At 38.8% G+C, this 16,536-nt stretch carries 16 protein-coding genes; 4 read left to right on the plus strand and 12 right to left on the minus strand.

Features of this window, described 5'->3' with window-relative positions:
- Nucleotides 1-40: 40 nt before the first annotated feature.
- The gene (gene flaG / locus ACHUFV_RS12950; RefSeq protein ID WP_394234727.1) at nucleotides 41-412 is read right to left on the minus strand and encodes a flagellar protein FlaG; all 372 of its coding nucleotides are present in this window, start codon (nucleotides 410-412) and stop codon (nucleotides 41-43) included.
- A 355-nt stretch (nucleotides 413-767) separates the two neighbouring features.
- Between flaG and ACHUFV_RS12955 the strand changes: the two genes are divergently transcribed.
- Nucleotides 768-1,208, plus strand: a complete 441-nt coding sequence (locus tag ACHUFV_RS12955; RefSeq protein WP_394234729.1) for a PH domain-containing protein — start codon at nucleotides 768-770, stop codon at nucleotides 1,206-1,208.
- Between the two features lie 130 nt (nucleotides 1,209-1,338).
- Here ACHUFV_RS12955 and ACHUFV_RS12960 read toward each other — a convergent pair whose 3' ends face one another.
- The 3 genes from ACHUFV_RS12960 to ACHUFV_RS12970 all read right to left on the minus strand — a co-directional run bounded on the left by ACHUFV_RS12960 (nucleotide 1,339) and on the right by ACHUFV_RS12970 (nucleotide 5,451).
- Nucleotides 1,339-1,539: a YjfB family protein gene (locus ACHUFV_RS12960; RefSeq protein WP_394234731.1), complete on the minus strand. Its 201-nt coding sequence runs from the start codon at nucleotides 1,537-1,539 to the stop codon at nucleotides 1,339-1,341.
- A 15-nt stretch (nucleotides 1,540-1,554) separates the two neighbouring features.
- On the minus strand, nucleotides 1,555-3,975 hold the full coding sequence (locus tag ACHUFV_RS12965; RefSeq protein ID WP_394234733.1) for a Lon protease family protein: 2,421 nt from the start codon (nucleotides 3,973-3,975) through the stop codon (nucleotides 1,555-1,557).
- 276 nt (nucleotides 3,976-4,251) lie between these two features.
- The gene (locus ACHUFV_RS12970) at nucleotides 4,252-5,451 is read right to left on the minus strand and encodes a CynX/NimT family MFS transporter (protein WP_394234735.1); all 1,200 of its coding nucleotides are present in this window, start codon (nucleotides 5,449-5,451) and stop codon (nucleotides 4,252-4,254) included.
- A 206-nt stretch (nucleotides 5,452-5,657) separates the two neighbouring features.
- Here ACHUFV_RS12970 and ACHUFV_RS12975 point away from each other — a divergent pair, with 206 nt between their 5' ends.
- From ACHUFV_RS12975 to ACHUFV_RS12985, 3 genes are all read left to right on the plus strand, one after another.
- Nucleotides 5,658-7,340 carry a diguanylate cyclase domain-containing protein gene (locus tag ACHUFV_RS12975; protein WP_394234737.1) on the plus strand — a complete coding sequence of 561 codons (1,683 nt, stop codon included), beginning with the start codon at nucleotides 5,658-5,660 and terminating at the stop codon, nucleotides 7,338-7,340.
- A 514-nt stretch (nucleotides 7,341-7,854) separates the two neighbouring features.
- Nucleotides 7,855-8,175, plus strand: coding sequence for a YbjQ family protein (locus ACHUFV_RS12980; RefSeq protein ID WP_394234739.1), 321 nt, complete (start codon nucleotides 7,855-7,857; stop codon nucleotides 8,173-8,175).
- A 4-nt stretch (nucleotides 8,176-8,179) separates the two neighbouring features.
- On the plus strand, nucleotides 8,180-8,407 hold the full coding sequence (locus ACHUFV_RS12985; RefSeq protein WP_394234741.1) for a hypothetical protein: 228 nt from the start codon (nucleotides 8,180-8,182) through the stop codon (nucleotides 8,405-8,407).
- A gap of 85 nt (nucleotides 8,408-8,492) precedes the next feature.
- On the opposite strand, the gene ACHUFV_RS12990 is transcribed toward ACHUFV_RS12985, so the two are convergent.
- The 8 genes from ACHUFV_RS12990 to ACHUFV_RS13025 form a co-directional block, all read right to left on the minus strand.
- The gene (locus tag ACHUFV_RS12990; protein ID WP_394234743.1) at nucleotides 8,493-8,771 is read right to left on the minus strand and encodes a chorismate mutase; all 279 of its coding nucleotides are present in this window, start codon (nucleotides 8,769-8,771) and stop codon (nucleotides 8,493-8,495) included.
- Nucleotides 8,772-8,971: 200 nt separating this feature from the next.
- Entirely contained in the window at nucleotides 8,972-9,271 is a 300-nt protein-coding gene (locus ACHUFV_RS12995) for a YerC/YecD family TrpR-related protein (protein ID WP_394234745.1), read from the minus strand.
- Nucleotides 9,272-9,361: 90 nt separating this feature from the next.
- Nucleotides 9,362-10,639, minus strand: a complete 1,278-nt coding sequence (locus ACHUFV_RS13000; RefSeq protein ID WP_394234747.1) for an ATP-binding protein — start codon at nucleotides 10,637-10,639, stop codon at nucleotides 9,362-9,364.
- Between the two features lie 354 nt (nucleotides 10,640-10,993).
- Nucleotides 10,994-11,968 carry a cupin domain-containing protein gene (locus tag ACHUFV_RS13005; protein WP_394234749.1) on the minus strand — a complete coding sequence of 325 codons (975 nt, stop codon included), beginning with the start codon at nucleotides 11,966-11,968 and terminating at the stop codon, nucleotides 10,994-10,996.
- A gap of 154 nt (nucleotides 11,969-12,122) precedes the next feature.
- The gene (locus ACHUFV_RS13010; RefSeq protein WP_394234751.1) at nucleotides 12,123-13,448 is read right to left on the minus strand and encodes a CitMHS family transporter; all 1,326 of its coding nucleotides are present in this window, start codon (nucleotides 13,446-13,448) and stop codon (nucleotides 12,123-12,125) included.
- Nucleotides 13,449-13,643: 195 nt separating this feature from the next.
- A complete protein-coding gene (locus ACHUFV_RS13015) occupies nucleotides 13,644-14,804 on the minus strand; it encodes a CaiB/BaiF CoA transferase family protein (RefSeq protein WP_394234753.1) in 1,161 nt (386 codons plus the stop codon).
- A 93-nt stretch (nucleotides 14,805-14,897) separates the two neighbouring features.
- Nucleotides 14,898-15,431, minus strand: coding sequence for a gamma carbonic anhydrase family protein (locus ACHUFV_RS13020; RefSeq protein WP_394234755.1), 534 nt, complete (start codon nucleotides 15,429-15,431; stop codon nucleotides 14,898-14,900).
- Between the two features lie 36 nt (nucleotides 15,432-15,467).
- The gene (locus tag ACHUFV_RS13025; protein ID WP_394234757.1) at nucleotides 15,468-16,352 is read right to left on the minus strand and encodes a hydroxymethylglutaryl-CoA lyase; all 885 of its coding nucleotides are present in this window, start codon (nucleotides 16,350-16,352) and stop codon (nucleotides 15,468-15,470) included.
- Nucleotides 16,353-16,536: the final 184 nt, after the last annotated feature.

The raw sequence follows: 16,536 nt of genomic DNA on the forward strand, positions 1-16,536 counted from the left end.
CGATAAATTACCTTTAAAAATCCGAGACATCCGCCGGAAGTTAAATCTTCTTATCTACAAGTAAACCGACGAACTCCATCATATTGGCATAGGTATCCAACACTTTTTTAGATGGAATTTCCCGGATCACTTCTTTTGTTTTATCATCAACAATCGTTACATAGTAATCATTTAATTTTTCATGAAGAACAAACCGGATTGAGGTGCTGACAGGTTGAATAAATTCATTTAATCCTTTTACAACCTCTTCCATCTTTTCTTTATCTATCTCAACCAGTGACCGCTCCTGTTCCTGTTTTTGCTCAGGCTTTTTCAAAAGCTCTTCAACCGGTTGGGTAGGCTGTGTTCTTTCTATCGGTGTTACTCTTGCTGCATTTGAACTAGTTAGATTCGGCATCCGTTCAATATTCATAGAACTCCACTCCTATACTATTCACTTGCTACCATTTATATCGGCAATGCCATCGAAGTTTTTAATAGAGAGAAGCCGGAATCTTTTTTTATTGTTTTCGTTCTATATTAGTAGCAAGAAGGTTTGTTCGGATGGTTTACAGTGAAACTAAAGAGAGATATAGTCCGCATTAAAACAAATAGATACTGAATGCTTTTCTGTGGATTGTAGAGAGTTGTCTATTTCCAAATAATGAAACCTATGATTCATTAGGAACGTATAGCTATTAGAAGGTTCCCTTATATATTGCAAAAAATAATCAAGTATGAAAATCTATTATTTGATATTTCTTATAAAGTTTAAGAGGTGGGTTAATATGCTATTTCGTTCAAAAATAGATAATTTTTTTATTGTGACCATTTCAATCGCGTTATTTATCATACTTGCTGTATTTATAATTCCTCTAAGTTTAGATAACGAACGAACAATTATTGACACAATTGTTGTACTTTCCCTATGTGTTTTATCAATGGTGTTTATTTTGTGGACTGCATTTTCTATTAAATATGTTTTCTATCAAGACCATTTATTTGTTAAAGGTGGACTCTTTAGAAGTCGAATTCCCTATGAAGAAATAACAAGAATTTCGACTACAAAAGAAATATTTACGGGGTATCGCCTGTTATCTTCAAAGGATGGAATTGAAATATTTTACAAGTCGTCATCTTTGGGTAGTGTAAAAATTTCACCTAAAGACATTGAACGTTTCATTTCTGAAATAAAGAAACGTTGTCCAGGCGTACAACTTGATAATTAATCTTTTAAGATACTTGGAATTTCTATTACAATAAATAGGACTTCAAACATGAAGTCCTTTTTCAAACATCTTATCAGCCTAGAAAAATAAAAACCCGAGTCACCATCAACTCAGGTTTTCCTAAACAAATCTATCCTCTTATATCAATATTCGCGCCAAGATGCGGCTGTGCCTTTAGCTCAAGGGCCTTCACTGCACTGGGATTCATCATCTTATTAATAAAATCAGCATTCCCCTCTGCCTGATCCATCACCTGTTTCATCAAAGAAAGTGAAACCTGCTGACCAAGCTGCCCTTGGCTTAATGCCATAGACATTGCTGCAATATCCATTAAGCTACCATCCTTTTACTCTAATTTTTTTGCCTCTGCTGCATCATACATTTTGTTAAACCGGTCCTCTACCTTAGCAAAAATAGTATCTGCCGGGAATTGCCCGTTTGCATCACGGACATTTCCGGCACTTATACCGGTTAAAATTTCAATTCCTTCAGCTATATGACCGACAGACCAGATATGAAATTTCCCCTTTTTAACTGCTTCGAGGACTTCATCCTCAAGCATCAGATTTTTCACATTTTGAACTGGAATCAATACACCCTGCTTACCGGTTAGACCCTTTTCCTTGCAAATATGATAAAAGCCTTCAATTTTTTCATTCACACCGCCAATTGGCTGGATTTCTCCCCATTGGTTGACAGAGCCTGTAACCGCTATTCCCTGGTTAATCGGAACTTCCGAAAGTGATGAAAGCAGCACATACAGTTCAGTGCTTGAGGCACTGTCACCGTCAATCTGTGAGTAGGTTTGTTCAAAGGTAATACTTGCCGATAACGGAATCGGGCGGTTTTTCGCAAATTCGCCGGAAAGAAAACCAGTCAGGATCATCATCCCTTTATTGTGAATCTGTCCGCTTAGCGCTGCCTCTCTCTCAATATTCATAATGCCGCTTTTGCCGACATAGGTTTGCGCTGTAATCTTTGTTGGAATCCCGAAGATGGAATCCCTCGTCCCCATAACCGCTAGACCATTGATTTGCCCAACACGAAATCCATCCGTATCAACCATTATGGTTCCGTTATGGATCATTTCACGAAACTGCTCTGACACATGATTGGACCGATTTATTTTTTCAGTAAGAGCCTTGTGGATATGTTGTTCATCCACAAAATCATGCTGGTCTTTTTTTGCCCAATAGCTTGATTCGACCAGCACCTTTGTTATTTCTTGAAAACGAGTTGTGAGCTTGGATTGTTCTGAAACTAATCGGGAGCTGTAATCAATAATTTTCGCAACGGCTCTGCGGTGAAATGGCAGCAGCCCGTTCCTAGACCCATAATTTTTAATAAACCGGGCCATCTTTACGCTGTTTTCATAATCCTTTTTCATTACAGTATCAAATTCCACTTTTACCTTAAAAAGCTTATGAAAATCTTCGTCATAGGTGGAGAGCAGGTCATATAAATAGTAGGAACCAATGATAATCACTTTAATAGTTAAGGGAATCGGCTCTGGCTTGATGCCGCTTGTTGGAAAAACACTTCTGTCTTCATACGGATTTTCAATTTGGATATACCCGGTTTGAAGCGACCTTTTTAACTGAACCCAGGCATTCGGCTGCTGTAGAAGCTCTGTTGCTTGAAGAATTAAATAGCCACCGTTTGCCAAATGCAGGACGCCAGGTTTGATAAATGTGAAGTCTGTTATCCAGCTGCCAAGGGCGCCTCTGTATTCCACTTTTCCAAACAGATTATGGTAGGCTGGGTTTGTCTCGTAAATAACGGGGGCCCCTTTGCATTGCCGATTGTTTACAAAAAGATTAACGGTATAGCGATGAAGCTGCTGCTCCTTCGAACCGGTAAGAGCGCTCATGAATTGATTTTCCTCTTCTTTTTCTGTAAAAAAGGAATAGTGCTCCACTATATCACGCAAATACGCATCTAAATAGGACAATACCTTTGGATGCTCCTTATAGGTTTCACGGATAGGAAGGAACAGACCTTCCACAGCATTTGCCGTCGTCTGCCGCATAAATTGCTGCACAGTTTTTCTAAGCTGTTCATCCATTTTTCGGATTTGATATACCGATTCTTGAATTTTTTCCTCCACTATTTTTTCATTTTCCTTAATCATTTCCTTCGTCTCATCCGGCATTTTATCAAATTCCTGAATCTGAATCGGCCGGCCAAACAGCAGCGGTATTGTATTAATTCCGGTATGGCTCCGTTCAATTTTGACAGAATGCTCGAGTGCAAAGGCATCCGCTGTTTCCCAAAGCTCATCTATCCTTGTTCGAAAATCCTCTAAAATGGATCGTTTCTTTTTCTCAAACATTTCACTTGAAAATGCAGAGCGGATCTCACGCTGAATATCAATTAATAATATTTCTATTTCTCGTTGAAATTGCTGGCCTTTACCGGTTGGAAAAGAAATCACAAGCGGCCTGTCAGGATTTTCAAAGTTGTAAACATAACACCAATCATTTGGTGTCACGTGCTTGGCTGCCATTTTCGCGACGCTGTCCTGGGTATAGGTCATCCTCCCGGTTCCAGCGGGTCCAACAACAAACAAGTTATAGCCAGTCTGTTCGACCGACAAGCCAAACTCCATCGCCTGCTCTGCTCGCTGCTGACCAATCATTTCATTCGGCAGTTCTTCCAAGTCATTCGTTGTTTCAAAGGAAAAGCTATCCGGATCAAACTCTGTTCGGAGCTTTGAAATAGGTACACGGTGAATGGAAAGAACATTTTCATATTCCTCATGATTCATAAAACATCCCTCACAATTCGTTCTGATGTATTACAAAGTCACAGCTTGAACTAATCCCGCCAATAAACTGATAAATAAAAATAATCACTCACTATCCTAACACCATTCGACAAACATCCACACATCCCTTCCAAAAACCACATTGTTCAATAAACGTCTACAAATAAGAAGCAGATTCCCCTACTCCGGGAAGCAGAGGGACGGTTCTTGTGCTTCCAAAGCATAAAAAAAGGAAGCAGGAGAACCGTCCCTCCGCTTCCTCTTCTGCTTCCTTCTTTATACGTATTGATCGCGGCCGGCGCTGGCGCCAAAGAGGCATACGAGTACGCCGACTGCTATTAGGGTGATTAATGGAACTGTCCAGGTGTGTGCTACATCGTAAAGCGATCCAATGGCGATTGGACCAACTGCTGCAAGAATGTATCCTACTGACTGGGCCATCCCGGATAATTCCGCAGCCTGTCTGGCATCCCTGCTTCTGATTCCTATATAAGCAAGCCCTAATGGAAAGGTTCCTCCCAATCCTAAGCCTAACAGAACAATGCTAAAAATCATCATAACAAACGATGACGTATACATAATTCCGGCATAGCCAAGAATTGAACAGGCACCGAGTATACCGGCCAGCCAGGCCTGACTGCGAAGTTTTCCTGCAATCATGGGAACAAAGAAGCTTGCTGGCAGTCCCATAAATTGTGTAAAGGATAGCAGCCAGCCTGCTGTTGCAGTACTGACACCTAAATCTTGAAGGATTTCAGGCAGCCACGCGATCGTAACGTAAAATAAAAACGACTGAAAGCCCATGAACAAAGCTACGTACCACGCTAAAGGCGACCTCCAGATTCTATTGCCTCCATTAGTGGACCTTTTCATATCCCCCTTATTTCCTTTGCTGTTTTTAATGAGATACACCCAAAGAATAATGGCGATTACAGCAGGAACACCCCATACCAGTAATGCGCGCTGCCATCCTAACTCAAATCCGACGGCAAGCGGAACACTGAAACCTGATGCCAATGACGCAACAAGACCCATTGATGTTGAATAGACGCTTGTCATTAATCCGAACTTCGAAGGAAATTTATCCTTTATCACAACCGGCAATAGTACATTGCATATCGCAATCCCGATGCCAATCAAAAATGTTCCGGCAAATAGAAAAAACACGGTTGATATCGTGCGAACAATCACTCCAATTAGGATAGCGATAAGCCCTATTTGCAGCGTCAGCTCATTGTGAAGACGGTTAGCAATCTTCGGGACGAGCGGCGACATAAAGGCAAAACAGATAAGCGGAAGGCTGGTTAGCAGCCCTGCACTCCAATGCGCAAGACCCAAGTCTTCCTGTATCATGCCGACCAAAGGCCCGACTGACGTAATGGCTGGACGTAAATTGAAGGATACTAGCACAATACCGACAATAAATAAATTTATGTATAGCGATTTTGCTTTTACAGCTGAATCAGGTAAAACCACAAGACAATCCCCTCTCTAAAATAAACCTTATATAAATATAACATAAAGATATTTTTCGTTTATAAAAATGGTAGTATACCCAGATAAGGAAAATGATTTATCCTTTTGTAGAAAAGTGAATTACCATCAATTTGACTTTTCAAACAAGTAGCCAAAGTAACATTATCATGTTATAAAGGATGTATAGTATAGTTGGAGGAACAAGGATGGGTTTTTTTAATAGATTATCAAATCTAATTAAATCTAAATACAATACATCTAAGCAGCTAGAGATTGGTAATAACCCATTATTTATCCATCTTCCAGATGCTGTATTTGTCTTAAATGCTGCTTACCAAGTTTTATCTATGAACCATCAAGCAAGGGCACTGTTGGGGTACACCATTGATGGCAGAAAGCCGCTACTATCCGATTGGATGTCAAACGATTCGTATGAAATAACGAAATCCAATATTAAGTTGACACAAACTGGGGAACCTATATCATTTGACGCTGTATTTTTACACGAAAAGGGACATGAAGTTGTAATCCATTTAACGTTGATTCCAAATGGAAACGATTTCATTTATTGTGTTTGTAAAGACTTACGAACCATCAGGGATTATAAGGATCGAATCTCAACCCTTTATGATAATCTACTTTACATTCAAAAAATCACAAATATTGGCAGCTTTGATTATGATGTTGCGCTAGATAAGTCATTTTGGTCAAACCAAACGTATGAGATATTTGGTGTCGATGATTACGAGTTTGTCCCGACTTGGAAAACGATTGTCGAACTTATTCATCCAAATGACCGGGAATTATACGAAGAAACGATTCAAAAGGCGATTCATGATGGTCATGGCTACGAGCTTGAACACCGAATTATTAGAGACCATGCTGACGTACGTATTGCTTTTCAACGCGGCGAAGCTGTTAAAGATGAAACAGGAAAAACAGTTCGGCTTATTGGGACTGTTCAAGATATTACCGAGCAAAAGCATATGGAACTGAAAATAATCGAAAATGAAGAACAGATGAAGTCCGTCACGGATCGTCTTCGGGTTGGTATTTGGTCCTATGATGTTAGGCAAAAACGTTATACCCTTTGTTCAAAGGGAGTAGAAGAAATTTATGGCGTGGATCAAAGGAAGTTTTTGGAAAGAAATCCAACCTGGTTTATGTATATTCATCCGGAGGATTTATTTTTCGTCCTTTCATACTTTAAGCGCTCGATGCATGGAGAAGAAATGACGTTTGAGCACCGCATCATTGATGCGAAGGGAAATGAAAAATGGCTTCACCACCAAATCCTGCCGTACAAGAATCCGGACGGAACAGTCATTCGACTAGATGGCATTATGGCAGATATCACAGAGGATAAAGAGCATAAAGAAACCCTTTCGTTTAATGCAAATCATGATCATTTAACTAAACTCCCGAATCGGCGTTATTTTGAAAAAGAATTGGCAGAAACACTAAATAACTCGTTGAAAAGCATGGAAAAGTTCGCTGTCTTTTACTTGGATTTAGACCGGTTTAAGCTGATAAATGATACGCTTGGCCATGAATATGGTGACAAGCTGCTAATTGAGGTGGCCAATCGACTGAACCATGTATTAGGAGAGCATTCGTTTCTGGCACGATTAGGCGGAGATGAATTTGCTATTTGCATCAAACAATTTGCAGTATTGGAGGAAATCACCCGTATTGCTGACAGCATTATTATGGCAATGGAGGAGCCATTCAATCTTGATATGGAAATCGTAAAGACAACAACCAGCATTGGAATTAGCTTCTTTCCTCATGACGGCGTAGAGGGCCATACTCTTTTGAAAAAAGCGGATCATGCTTTGTATAAAGCCAAGGAAGCAGGACGAGGGAATTGGCAATTTTATTCTCGATAAATGTTGACGGTTACAGGCAAGATGAAAGGAGATCTCATTTTGGGATCTCTTTTTTAGATTGGGAAGACTTTTACTATAAAACTAAGTTTATTCTAGCTGAGCTATAGGACAGCTATACATTTGGGGTATTCAAGTTTGTTCTTTAGAAGGGCTCTATGAACTTTTTCTTTAGCTGCGGCTTCCTTGTTGTCCTTTAGTGGAGCTCTATGAGACTTTTTCTCTAGCTTCTGCTTCCTTGTTGTCCTTTAGAGGGGCTCTATGGGACAGTGCATCTTGCCTTAACTTCATTTTTATCCTTTAGAAAGACTCTATAAGACATTCCTTCGTCAGGAATTTCAATTTTGTCCTTTAGCCTAGCCTCGCATTTTTTGTAAAATACCCCCTATTCTTCAGCGATCAAGAACTCTTAATTTCCAGCTATATGGTATGATTAGAATAGGTTATACATATATTTTATTTAATGTTTTGGACAGCTTGTGAATACCGAAAAAATCAGGAATGGAGTGAGATCACGATGTTGATCGTAACGACAGAACGAATACCAAACTATAAAGTAGTGGAAGTGAAGGGACCTGTTTTTGGTTTAACGGTAAGAGCTCGGGGGATTGGTAAGGATATTATGGCTTCCTTCAAAGGACTCGTGGGTGGAGAAATTAATCAGTATACAGAAATGCTTGAGGATGCAAGAAAGCAGGCCATGGACCGGATGGTGCAAAATGCTAAAGCTATGGGGGCAAACGCTATTATCATGATGCGGTTTGATTCGGGTGAAATCGGGCAGAACATGAGTGAAATCGTGGCATATGGAACAGCTGTAATCGCAGAGCAGGAGTAAAAAAGTGGAATGGATCCTAGGCTACTTCGGCTTGCAAGTTCTCATTCTAGCTGTTCTCATTTTCGGCTCTTGGTTTTTTTGGGACCGACGCTTTAAGACGAAACACGGGAAAGACGTACCTGAAGGTTTTATTCGGACCAGCGAGGTCTCCATTGATCCTACTACAAAGAAAAGACTCGTTGTCTATTATCATCCAGAAACCGGTAAAAGATTTTATAAGGAAGAGGACTAAAAGTCAAAAGGGGAGGGCAGATCTGCGTGAGATTAAATTAAGAATCTGCCCCCTGTCTGCTGTCTTTATTCAATCTATATCCGTTTTATTTCCCGATTTCTTGATGACGAGATATGGCGATATCCATAATGCATCTGAAAATTTTTAGTGCATAATCGGGATTGAGCCCGCTTTCTTGGGACAGTTTAATGAGTTTATTAAATTGTTCAGTTTCACGACTTTTATCTTGGGGATTAAGATTATTTTTTGCTTTGTAAATCCCGACTTGTTCAGTTAACTCAAAACGTGCCGCTAGTAATTTTATTAATTCACGATCAACTTTATCAATATTATTTCGTAAATCTTCTAGGTTGAATTCTTCCATTTTGCTCCTCCTGCCATTTTTGAATACACATTATCTTTATTACTTTTTTAATAGTGGAAAAATAATTATATTTATATATTCTCTTATTCACAGCTATTTTCCTTTTAAAAAAAAGAAATAGTTCCCCCAAAAAAGATGGGAGAACTATTAACCTCTATCAAAGTGGATTCTTCCATGTTTGTTGTTTACTTCAATCATTCTTACTTTTGATAGGTTGCTAAACGGTCCAGTACTATCGAAAAGCCATCATGACCATTGTCCAATTGGTTCTTTACTCTTGCTATAGTCGTTGAATTGGCATCCGTTTCAATCTGAATATCCATGTATGTTGCCCCTTCCCTTAGCATTCTAGCAACTACGAATCTTTGAACAAAAGAATTAAGTTCCTTGATGGTGCACAGATCATCAAAAAAAGCTATACACTCTTCTTTCGTTTGCAAGGAAAGGATAGCATTAAATAACTGTTTTATTTTATCCTCTGATAATTTTTCTCCTTGCATCGTTTTCCTCCAGATATAAACAAAATATTAATATACTTTTTCTAGTACTATTCAAAAATAAAGAGTATATACCATGTGTACAAAATCTATTTACCCTACAGATAAAGCTCTTTGGCCATGTTTAGGAAGATTTATATAGAAAGAATTCCCTTTACCCGTTACACTTTCCACATCAATTCTCCCGCCAATTCCTTTTATAATACTAAATGTAACCATCATTCCCAAACCAGTCCCATTTTCCTTTGTAGTAAAAAAAGGTTCACCTAATTGATCGATTTGCCGTTGAGTCATACCGATGCCCTCATCTTGAATGGTGATATTTATATTGGAGTTACTATCGCAATCTAGCTTAATATTTATTTCTCCACCACTTGGCATAGATTCAATCCTATTTGTTAGTAGATAGATTAGACATTGCTCGAATTTTTTACGCTCTCCAAGGACAAAACAATCGTTATAGTCTACGAAAGATGTATTAATTTTAACATTATTTCCCTCTACTGCAGGGGTAAGTACTTTTATCACATGTTGAATGGATTCAACAATCGAAATCTTATCCCTATTCTTGGGGGCTGGGTTTGCAAAGGTCAAATAATCATCAATAATGTTGATTGCTTGATCTAGCTCTTGTGCTGCTATTTTCAAGTAATGATTTCTAGTCTCGATAGAAATCCTTTCATCTGACAAGAGCTGAATAAATCCTTTAGTAGAGGTAAGTGGATTTCCTATTTCATGCGAAAAGCTTGCAGCAAGATGACTAGCAACATCAAGCTTCTTTTCTTTTAAAGATCTGTGCAGCAAATCAAAATTTATCAGAATGACCTCTGTTAAAAGAGTAGCAATAACCATCCCAATAACATTAATAAACCAGTGTTCAATACCGATTTCCATTATATTTGTACCAGACATGTTAATAAAAAGTGCTGAAAAAATTAACGATGGAAGGATTAATACACTATTTAGTAATACTTTCTGTTTTAATGATTTCTTTAAATAATATTTTGATAGTAAACTTGCAACAATTGTAGTTAGTATTAGAATAATAGAAGAAGTATAAAATACATCTCCACCCATTAAATACCGATTAGTGAACATCACAGCTAATAAAACAAAACCTACCTTATATCCTCCATATAAAGTTCCCAGAATCAAAGGAATCCTGCGAAAATCTAAAAGAAGCGGCTGCATTAAAGCAATCGGAAAGGCCATACATAAAATAATGGATAATATAGGAAAAATAGCAAACATCCACTTTTTTACCCATTTAAATTGATAATTATAATGTAAAAGATAGAACAATTGCCATACAAATAGAGGAAACAAAACTGATAAAAAACTGATTATTAAGTTTTTTGTATAAAGATCCATAGTACTACCCCAGAAGTTATTTTATTAATATTAATGTAATTATAATATATCAGAAAATTATAATATAAAATATGTTTTTATATGCACTATAATGAACCAATTTTTTCATTTCAGCGGAAGCCGGCGAGTGATTTAATATTAAATCAGACTCTTTTTTGCTTCTACTAGTGTATTGTTATTGGTTAAAAAAATTGGCAGCTTGTTCTTTAGGGTTACTTCCCATTACCATTCCTTATATCAAAAATATTATAATCAGATGAAAAATGTAAAATGGACCATCATAGAAATCCTTGGTTTCCATAACGGTCCATTTTCCTCTATTAACCTAAAAGGTATGACCGTCTTTCAGAGCCTTCACCTTTCATTGTAAGAGTACTGGGCAAATTGAATATCCAATGTACGAAGATAGGTTTGCAGACCAGCATCTTGAATAGGGATAATATATGCTTCTTCTCCAGATTCATTATGATGAGAGTGCCACAAACCAGGAGGTGTTACGAAAGCTTTTCCTGTAACCCAATCAATGCGAATAGGATCAATAATTTGCTGGGTAACCGGATCGATTTTATCTCCAACCAATGTGTATGTACCAGGTGCCGCATACGCTACAAAATCAAGAGCAACTGATTTATGGCTGTGTGGTGCTTGGTTGGATCCTACAGGAACGACCCCAAACATTGCCCATAGAACATGTGTAATCGTAAGTGTTTGATCAAACTTTTGATTGTTTAATAGAATTGAGATACGATTCTTCAAATGGGCATCAGGTGCACTGGCTACCTCATCCAATTTTGCCTTTGCTGCTTCAGCCTTATAAAGAGTAGGCTTGAAGCGTACTTCAGTTGCCTGTACACCAAGGTAATCAAGAAGCGGTGTGTCTAAAATATAGTAGATGGTTGTATTTTCTATGGCAGTATGACGGCTGATGGATCCGGATGGAAGAGTTAAAAAGTCACCTTTCTTCCAATTGATTGTTTCGCCGTTTACTTCTGTACTGCCAGCACCAGAGATAATATAATACAACTCGCTCGTTGCGTTTGGTTGTGTTTGAATGGAATCTCCTGCCGTAATCCGGATAAAGTTAGCAAGCAGCGATGGACTTGTTGCCGGATAATCAGTTTTCAAATCTTTAGAAAGGTCTAGTGTTATAATGCGAGTTTCCCCTGAGTTATATAATTCAGGAGCAAATTCTTTCGCCGGTATTGAACTGATAATCCCGCTTCCTATCGGATCTGCTGCAGTTGTATATTCATAAAAACGAGCATCCCCTGTCCAGTTTTCATTAATTTCACCCACAATTAATTTCCCTGAATCCATATTATTTGACATACCTATTCCCCCCAGCTCCGTGTAATTAAAATCTTAAATCGATTGTGTTCTAATTAAGAACAGGACACGGGGACAGCACCTTATCCCATTTTGACTCAAATTTTGGGTCACGGCGCCTTTCCCTGTGTTAAGTTATCTGAATACTATAAATATTTCATAGTGAAATAGTCCCCATAAAGATACCACAAATGATGTAAATTAATAGTATCCCTAATGACCATTTTCCAGCGGTTTTATGAAGATCACCTAAACTGATACCAGAGATGTTGATTAATAGATAGACAGATGCAACAAGCGGTCCCATAATACCAAATGGAGTACCAAATAAGGAAGCCGTGCCAATGGATATAGTATCAATTCCATAATTAGCGGCTGTTTCAGCCAGTACTGGAAGAACGCCAAAGTAAAAGCCGTCAGGCCCAATAAAGAATAGAGCAGGTGCACTGACAATGGCTGTAATTAGAGCCATGTATGGCCCAAGATCAGTAGGAATAATATCAACTAGAGATAGTGCCATAGACTCCGAAATAGGAGTCCCTTTAAAAATACCTGAAAATACTCCGGCAGCTAAAACCATACATACCACTGCCAATGCATTGGGAGCATGTGCTGCAATTCGTTCACGCTGATGATCTAAAACCGGATAATTAATGACCAATGCAAGAGCTGTACCAATAATAAAGAGAGTAGCAGGCGGCAGCCATTCTAGTATAATCGCTACCATGATTACAGCTGATAAAAGACCATTGAACCAGATCAATTTAGGACGTTTAATTTGAGTATCTTCTAAACTAATATTCTCAATTACAGCGCTTTCAATAGATGCATCTTGAATGACATCCATAGAAATTTGCTGCGTATTTTCCTTTCGAAGTCGGGCTCTTTCCTTTAACCCAATCATATAGGCTGCACCGACAACAAATAGAAGACTGATAATCATACCTGGCAGCATATTGAGATATAGTGCTGTCGGTTCAAGATGCAATACACTTGCTGCTCGACCAACCGGTCCTCCCCAAGGGACAAGGGTTGTAATCCCAATTTGCATGATGATGACGCTGGCCATGATAATTGGACTAATCCCTAACCTCTTATATAATGGAAGAAAAGCGGTAACGACAATCATCATCGTTGTTGATCCATCACCATCAAACCCAATAATTCCTGCCAATACGGCTGTTGCTACAATAACCTTTAATGGATCTCCTTTTGTCCAGCCTATGATCTTTGCTGTTAATGGATCAAATAGACCTGCATCTAACATAATTCCAAAATACAATATAGCAAATAACAATAGAAACGCAGTTGGGGCTACATTTTGAATGCCCTCCATCATTAATGGGCCAAGATCCTTGCCGAAGCCCCCGATGATGCCAAAGATAATCGGAATCACTGTTAACCCCACAAATGGGGAAAGACGTTTTGTCATAATTAGAACCAAAAAGGTTATAATCATGGCAAATCCTAAAATAGACAACATAAACTTGTTACCTCCCAAAATTAATTATTATCATTTAGTAGTTTTACTGATAGTTAAAACTAAATAATCAAGCAGTCTATGTTGTCTAATCAATGCTGTTTGTTAATAAACATCACCTCCATTCTTTCATTATTTATCAATTCTTAGCCTCTATTACTTATTTAAAAAGATTAAGCAACGGCCAAGAAAATAACACTATTTTTGCTTGCTTAACCTATTTCCAATCACTTCTTCAGTATGTTCGCCGAGCTTAGGTCCAATCCATTCAATACTTCCTGGTGTTTCAGAAAGCTTTGGTACAATTCCTGGGACCTTGACACGTTCACCATCTGGGAGCGTAACAGTTTCAAACATGCCCCGTGCTTGGAAATGTTCATCATTTGCGATATCTTCAATGCTATAAATAGGTCCTGCTGGTACAGCAGCATCATCAAGAACTTTCTGAGCCTCTTTTTGTGTACACGTCTTTGTCCACTCTTCAATCAGTTGGTCAAGATATTCCGCATTTTGTGCTCTGCCTTGATTATTTGCGTAGACAGGGTCCTCAGCTAAATCTGGACGACCAATGGCATTCATGAATCGTCTAAAAATACTATCACTGTTGGCAGCGATTACAATATATTTACCATCCTTACAAAGATACGTATTGGAAGGGGCGATTCCTTCTAATGTGGCACCTGTTCTTTCCCTGATAATTCCCTTTACGTCATACTCTGGAAGGACGCCTTCTAATAGGGAAAAGACTGCTTCAGTTAGCGCTATGTCTACATATTGACCTCTCCTTTGCGGATCAATATCTCTTGCTCTTAATGCCATAAGAGTCCCATTTACAGCATATAGGCCTGCGATAGAATCGCCAATTGCCAAACCAACGCGAACCGGAGGACGATCAGGAAAACCAGTTAAATATCGGATTCCCCCCATTGATTCTGCGATACTTCCAAAGCCAGGTTTTTTCGCGTAAGGACCTGTTTGTCCATAGCCTGAAATCCGTGTCATGATGATGCTAGGATTAATTTTCTTTAAATCTTCATATCCAATTCCCCATTTTTCTAATGTACCTGGGCGGAAGTTTTCAATCACAACATCCGCTTCTTTCGCTAGTTCGCGAATAATTTCTTGATCTTCACTCTTCCTTAAATCAAGTGCAACAGATTTTTTATTCCTTGCGTGAACGTACCACCATAGGGATGTACCGTTATGCATAACCCTCCAGTTTCTGATAGAATCGCCTTTTTCCGGGTCTTCAATTTTAATAATCTCAGCACCAAACTCCCCCATAATTTTTCCGGCAAATGGTGCAGCAACGAAATTCCCTAATTCTAATACTTTAATTCCTTCTAAAGGCTTTTTCATATATAAATCTTCCTTTCTTTTTACGGTAATGGAATACTACAGCCTAAAAATATTGAAATATTCAGAACAACGAGGACAAAAATATATCTAACCCTAATTCATTTCGGCTTTTTCTAAAATATTCTCTTCCTTAAACTCAGCACCCTTTTGAACATAGGCAAGTGCCCCTTCTTTTGCACGCTCGATATTTTCCGGCGTAAGCTTTCGAATGACTTTAGCTGGAACTCCTGCTGCTAACACACCTGGCTCAATGACCTTCCCTTCTGGAACGAGTGCTCCGGCAGCAATTAAGGAGCCTTCCCCAATGACTGCGCCATTCAATATCGTTGCTCCCATCCCGATTAATGCTCCATCTTCTACCGTACAACCATGTAGGACTACGTTATGACCAACTGTAACATTTTCCCCTACAGTAACCGGAAAGCCTGGATCAACATGGACAATTGCTCCATCCTGAATATTGGAGCCTTTCCCAATCGAAATCTTATCGTTATCTCCTCTTAAAACCGCATTGAACCAAACAGTCGTATTTTCTTTTAGCTCAATGTTTCCAATCAACTGGGCCCCTGGAGCAATATATGTACTTGCATGTACATTTGGGTAGTGCCCTTTAAATTTATGAAGCATTTTTTCTTCCTCCCTCAAAAATGCATTTCCGAAACGTTAGTTTGTTTTTGCTAATACTTTTGAAGAACTTAGTAATCTTGGAAATTCACTATCTAGTTTCAGAATCTGGTCGATATTTAGACCCGTGCCAATATTTTGTTTTTCTAATAATTGAACAACCTTACTTGCTTGAATATTGCCTGGTGAGCCAGGCGCATATGGACAGCCGCCTAATCCAGCCTGTGCAACATCAAATAAACGAACCCCTGCTTGTATCCCAGCCATTACGTTTGCTAGGCCATAGCCATATGTATCATGCAGATGTAGGCTTAAAGGAACATCAGGAAACTTTTCTAGAATTCGACTGCTGTATTCATAGATTTGTCTAGGAGTCGCTTTCCCAATCGTATCTCCCAGCCCTAATTCATTCACACCGCTGTTAACAAGAGCCTCAGCAACCTTTTCCACCTCTTCGTATGGAACAACCCCAGAAAATGGACATACAAAAGCCGTTGCGATCCCACCGATTGTTTTCTTGCCTTGTTGATTTGTGATAGCAATTAATTCTTTTACCTCTTCAATTGATTCTTCTGTACGCTTATTAAGGTTCGCTTGATTATGTGCCGTACTGGCAGAAAGGAAAACTACTGCGCTATGGAAATTGGATTGTAAAAATCGGTCTAATCCCCGCTTATTTGGAACAAGTGCTTCATATTCTACACCTGGAATGATCGGTAATCGCTGCCCTAATTCGTCTGCATCCTGCATCGTAGGGACCCATTTGGGATGGACAAAGGATGTGACTTCAATCCGTTTGAATCCTGCTGCAATGATGTCCTTTACTTTTTCAATTTTTTGATCCGTTTCAACAAACACGGATTCGTTTTGCAAACCATCTCTCAATGTAACATCACGGATTGTTAGTTGTTCTGGAAATAACATATTTATTCACACTCCATTTTAGTTTTTTATCTATAATCAAATTCGCTCGCCGAATTTGCGCCCGGATTTTTATCGAGCTCGCTCGATAAATTACCGTAAAAAATCGCAAGGCTCGCCAGAGGCTTACCTTCATTCAGCCTGAGTTTGAACTCTCGTGAACTGGATAGCTTGTTTGTATTCATCT

Source organism: Niallia oryzisoli, assembly GCF_043641075.1.
Classification (GTDB): domain Bacteria; phylum Bacillota; class Bacilli; order Bacillales; family Cytobacillaceae; genus Bacillus_BD; species Bacillus_BD oryzisoli_A.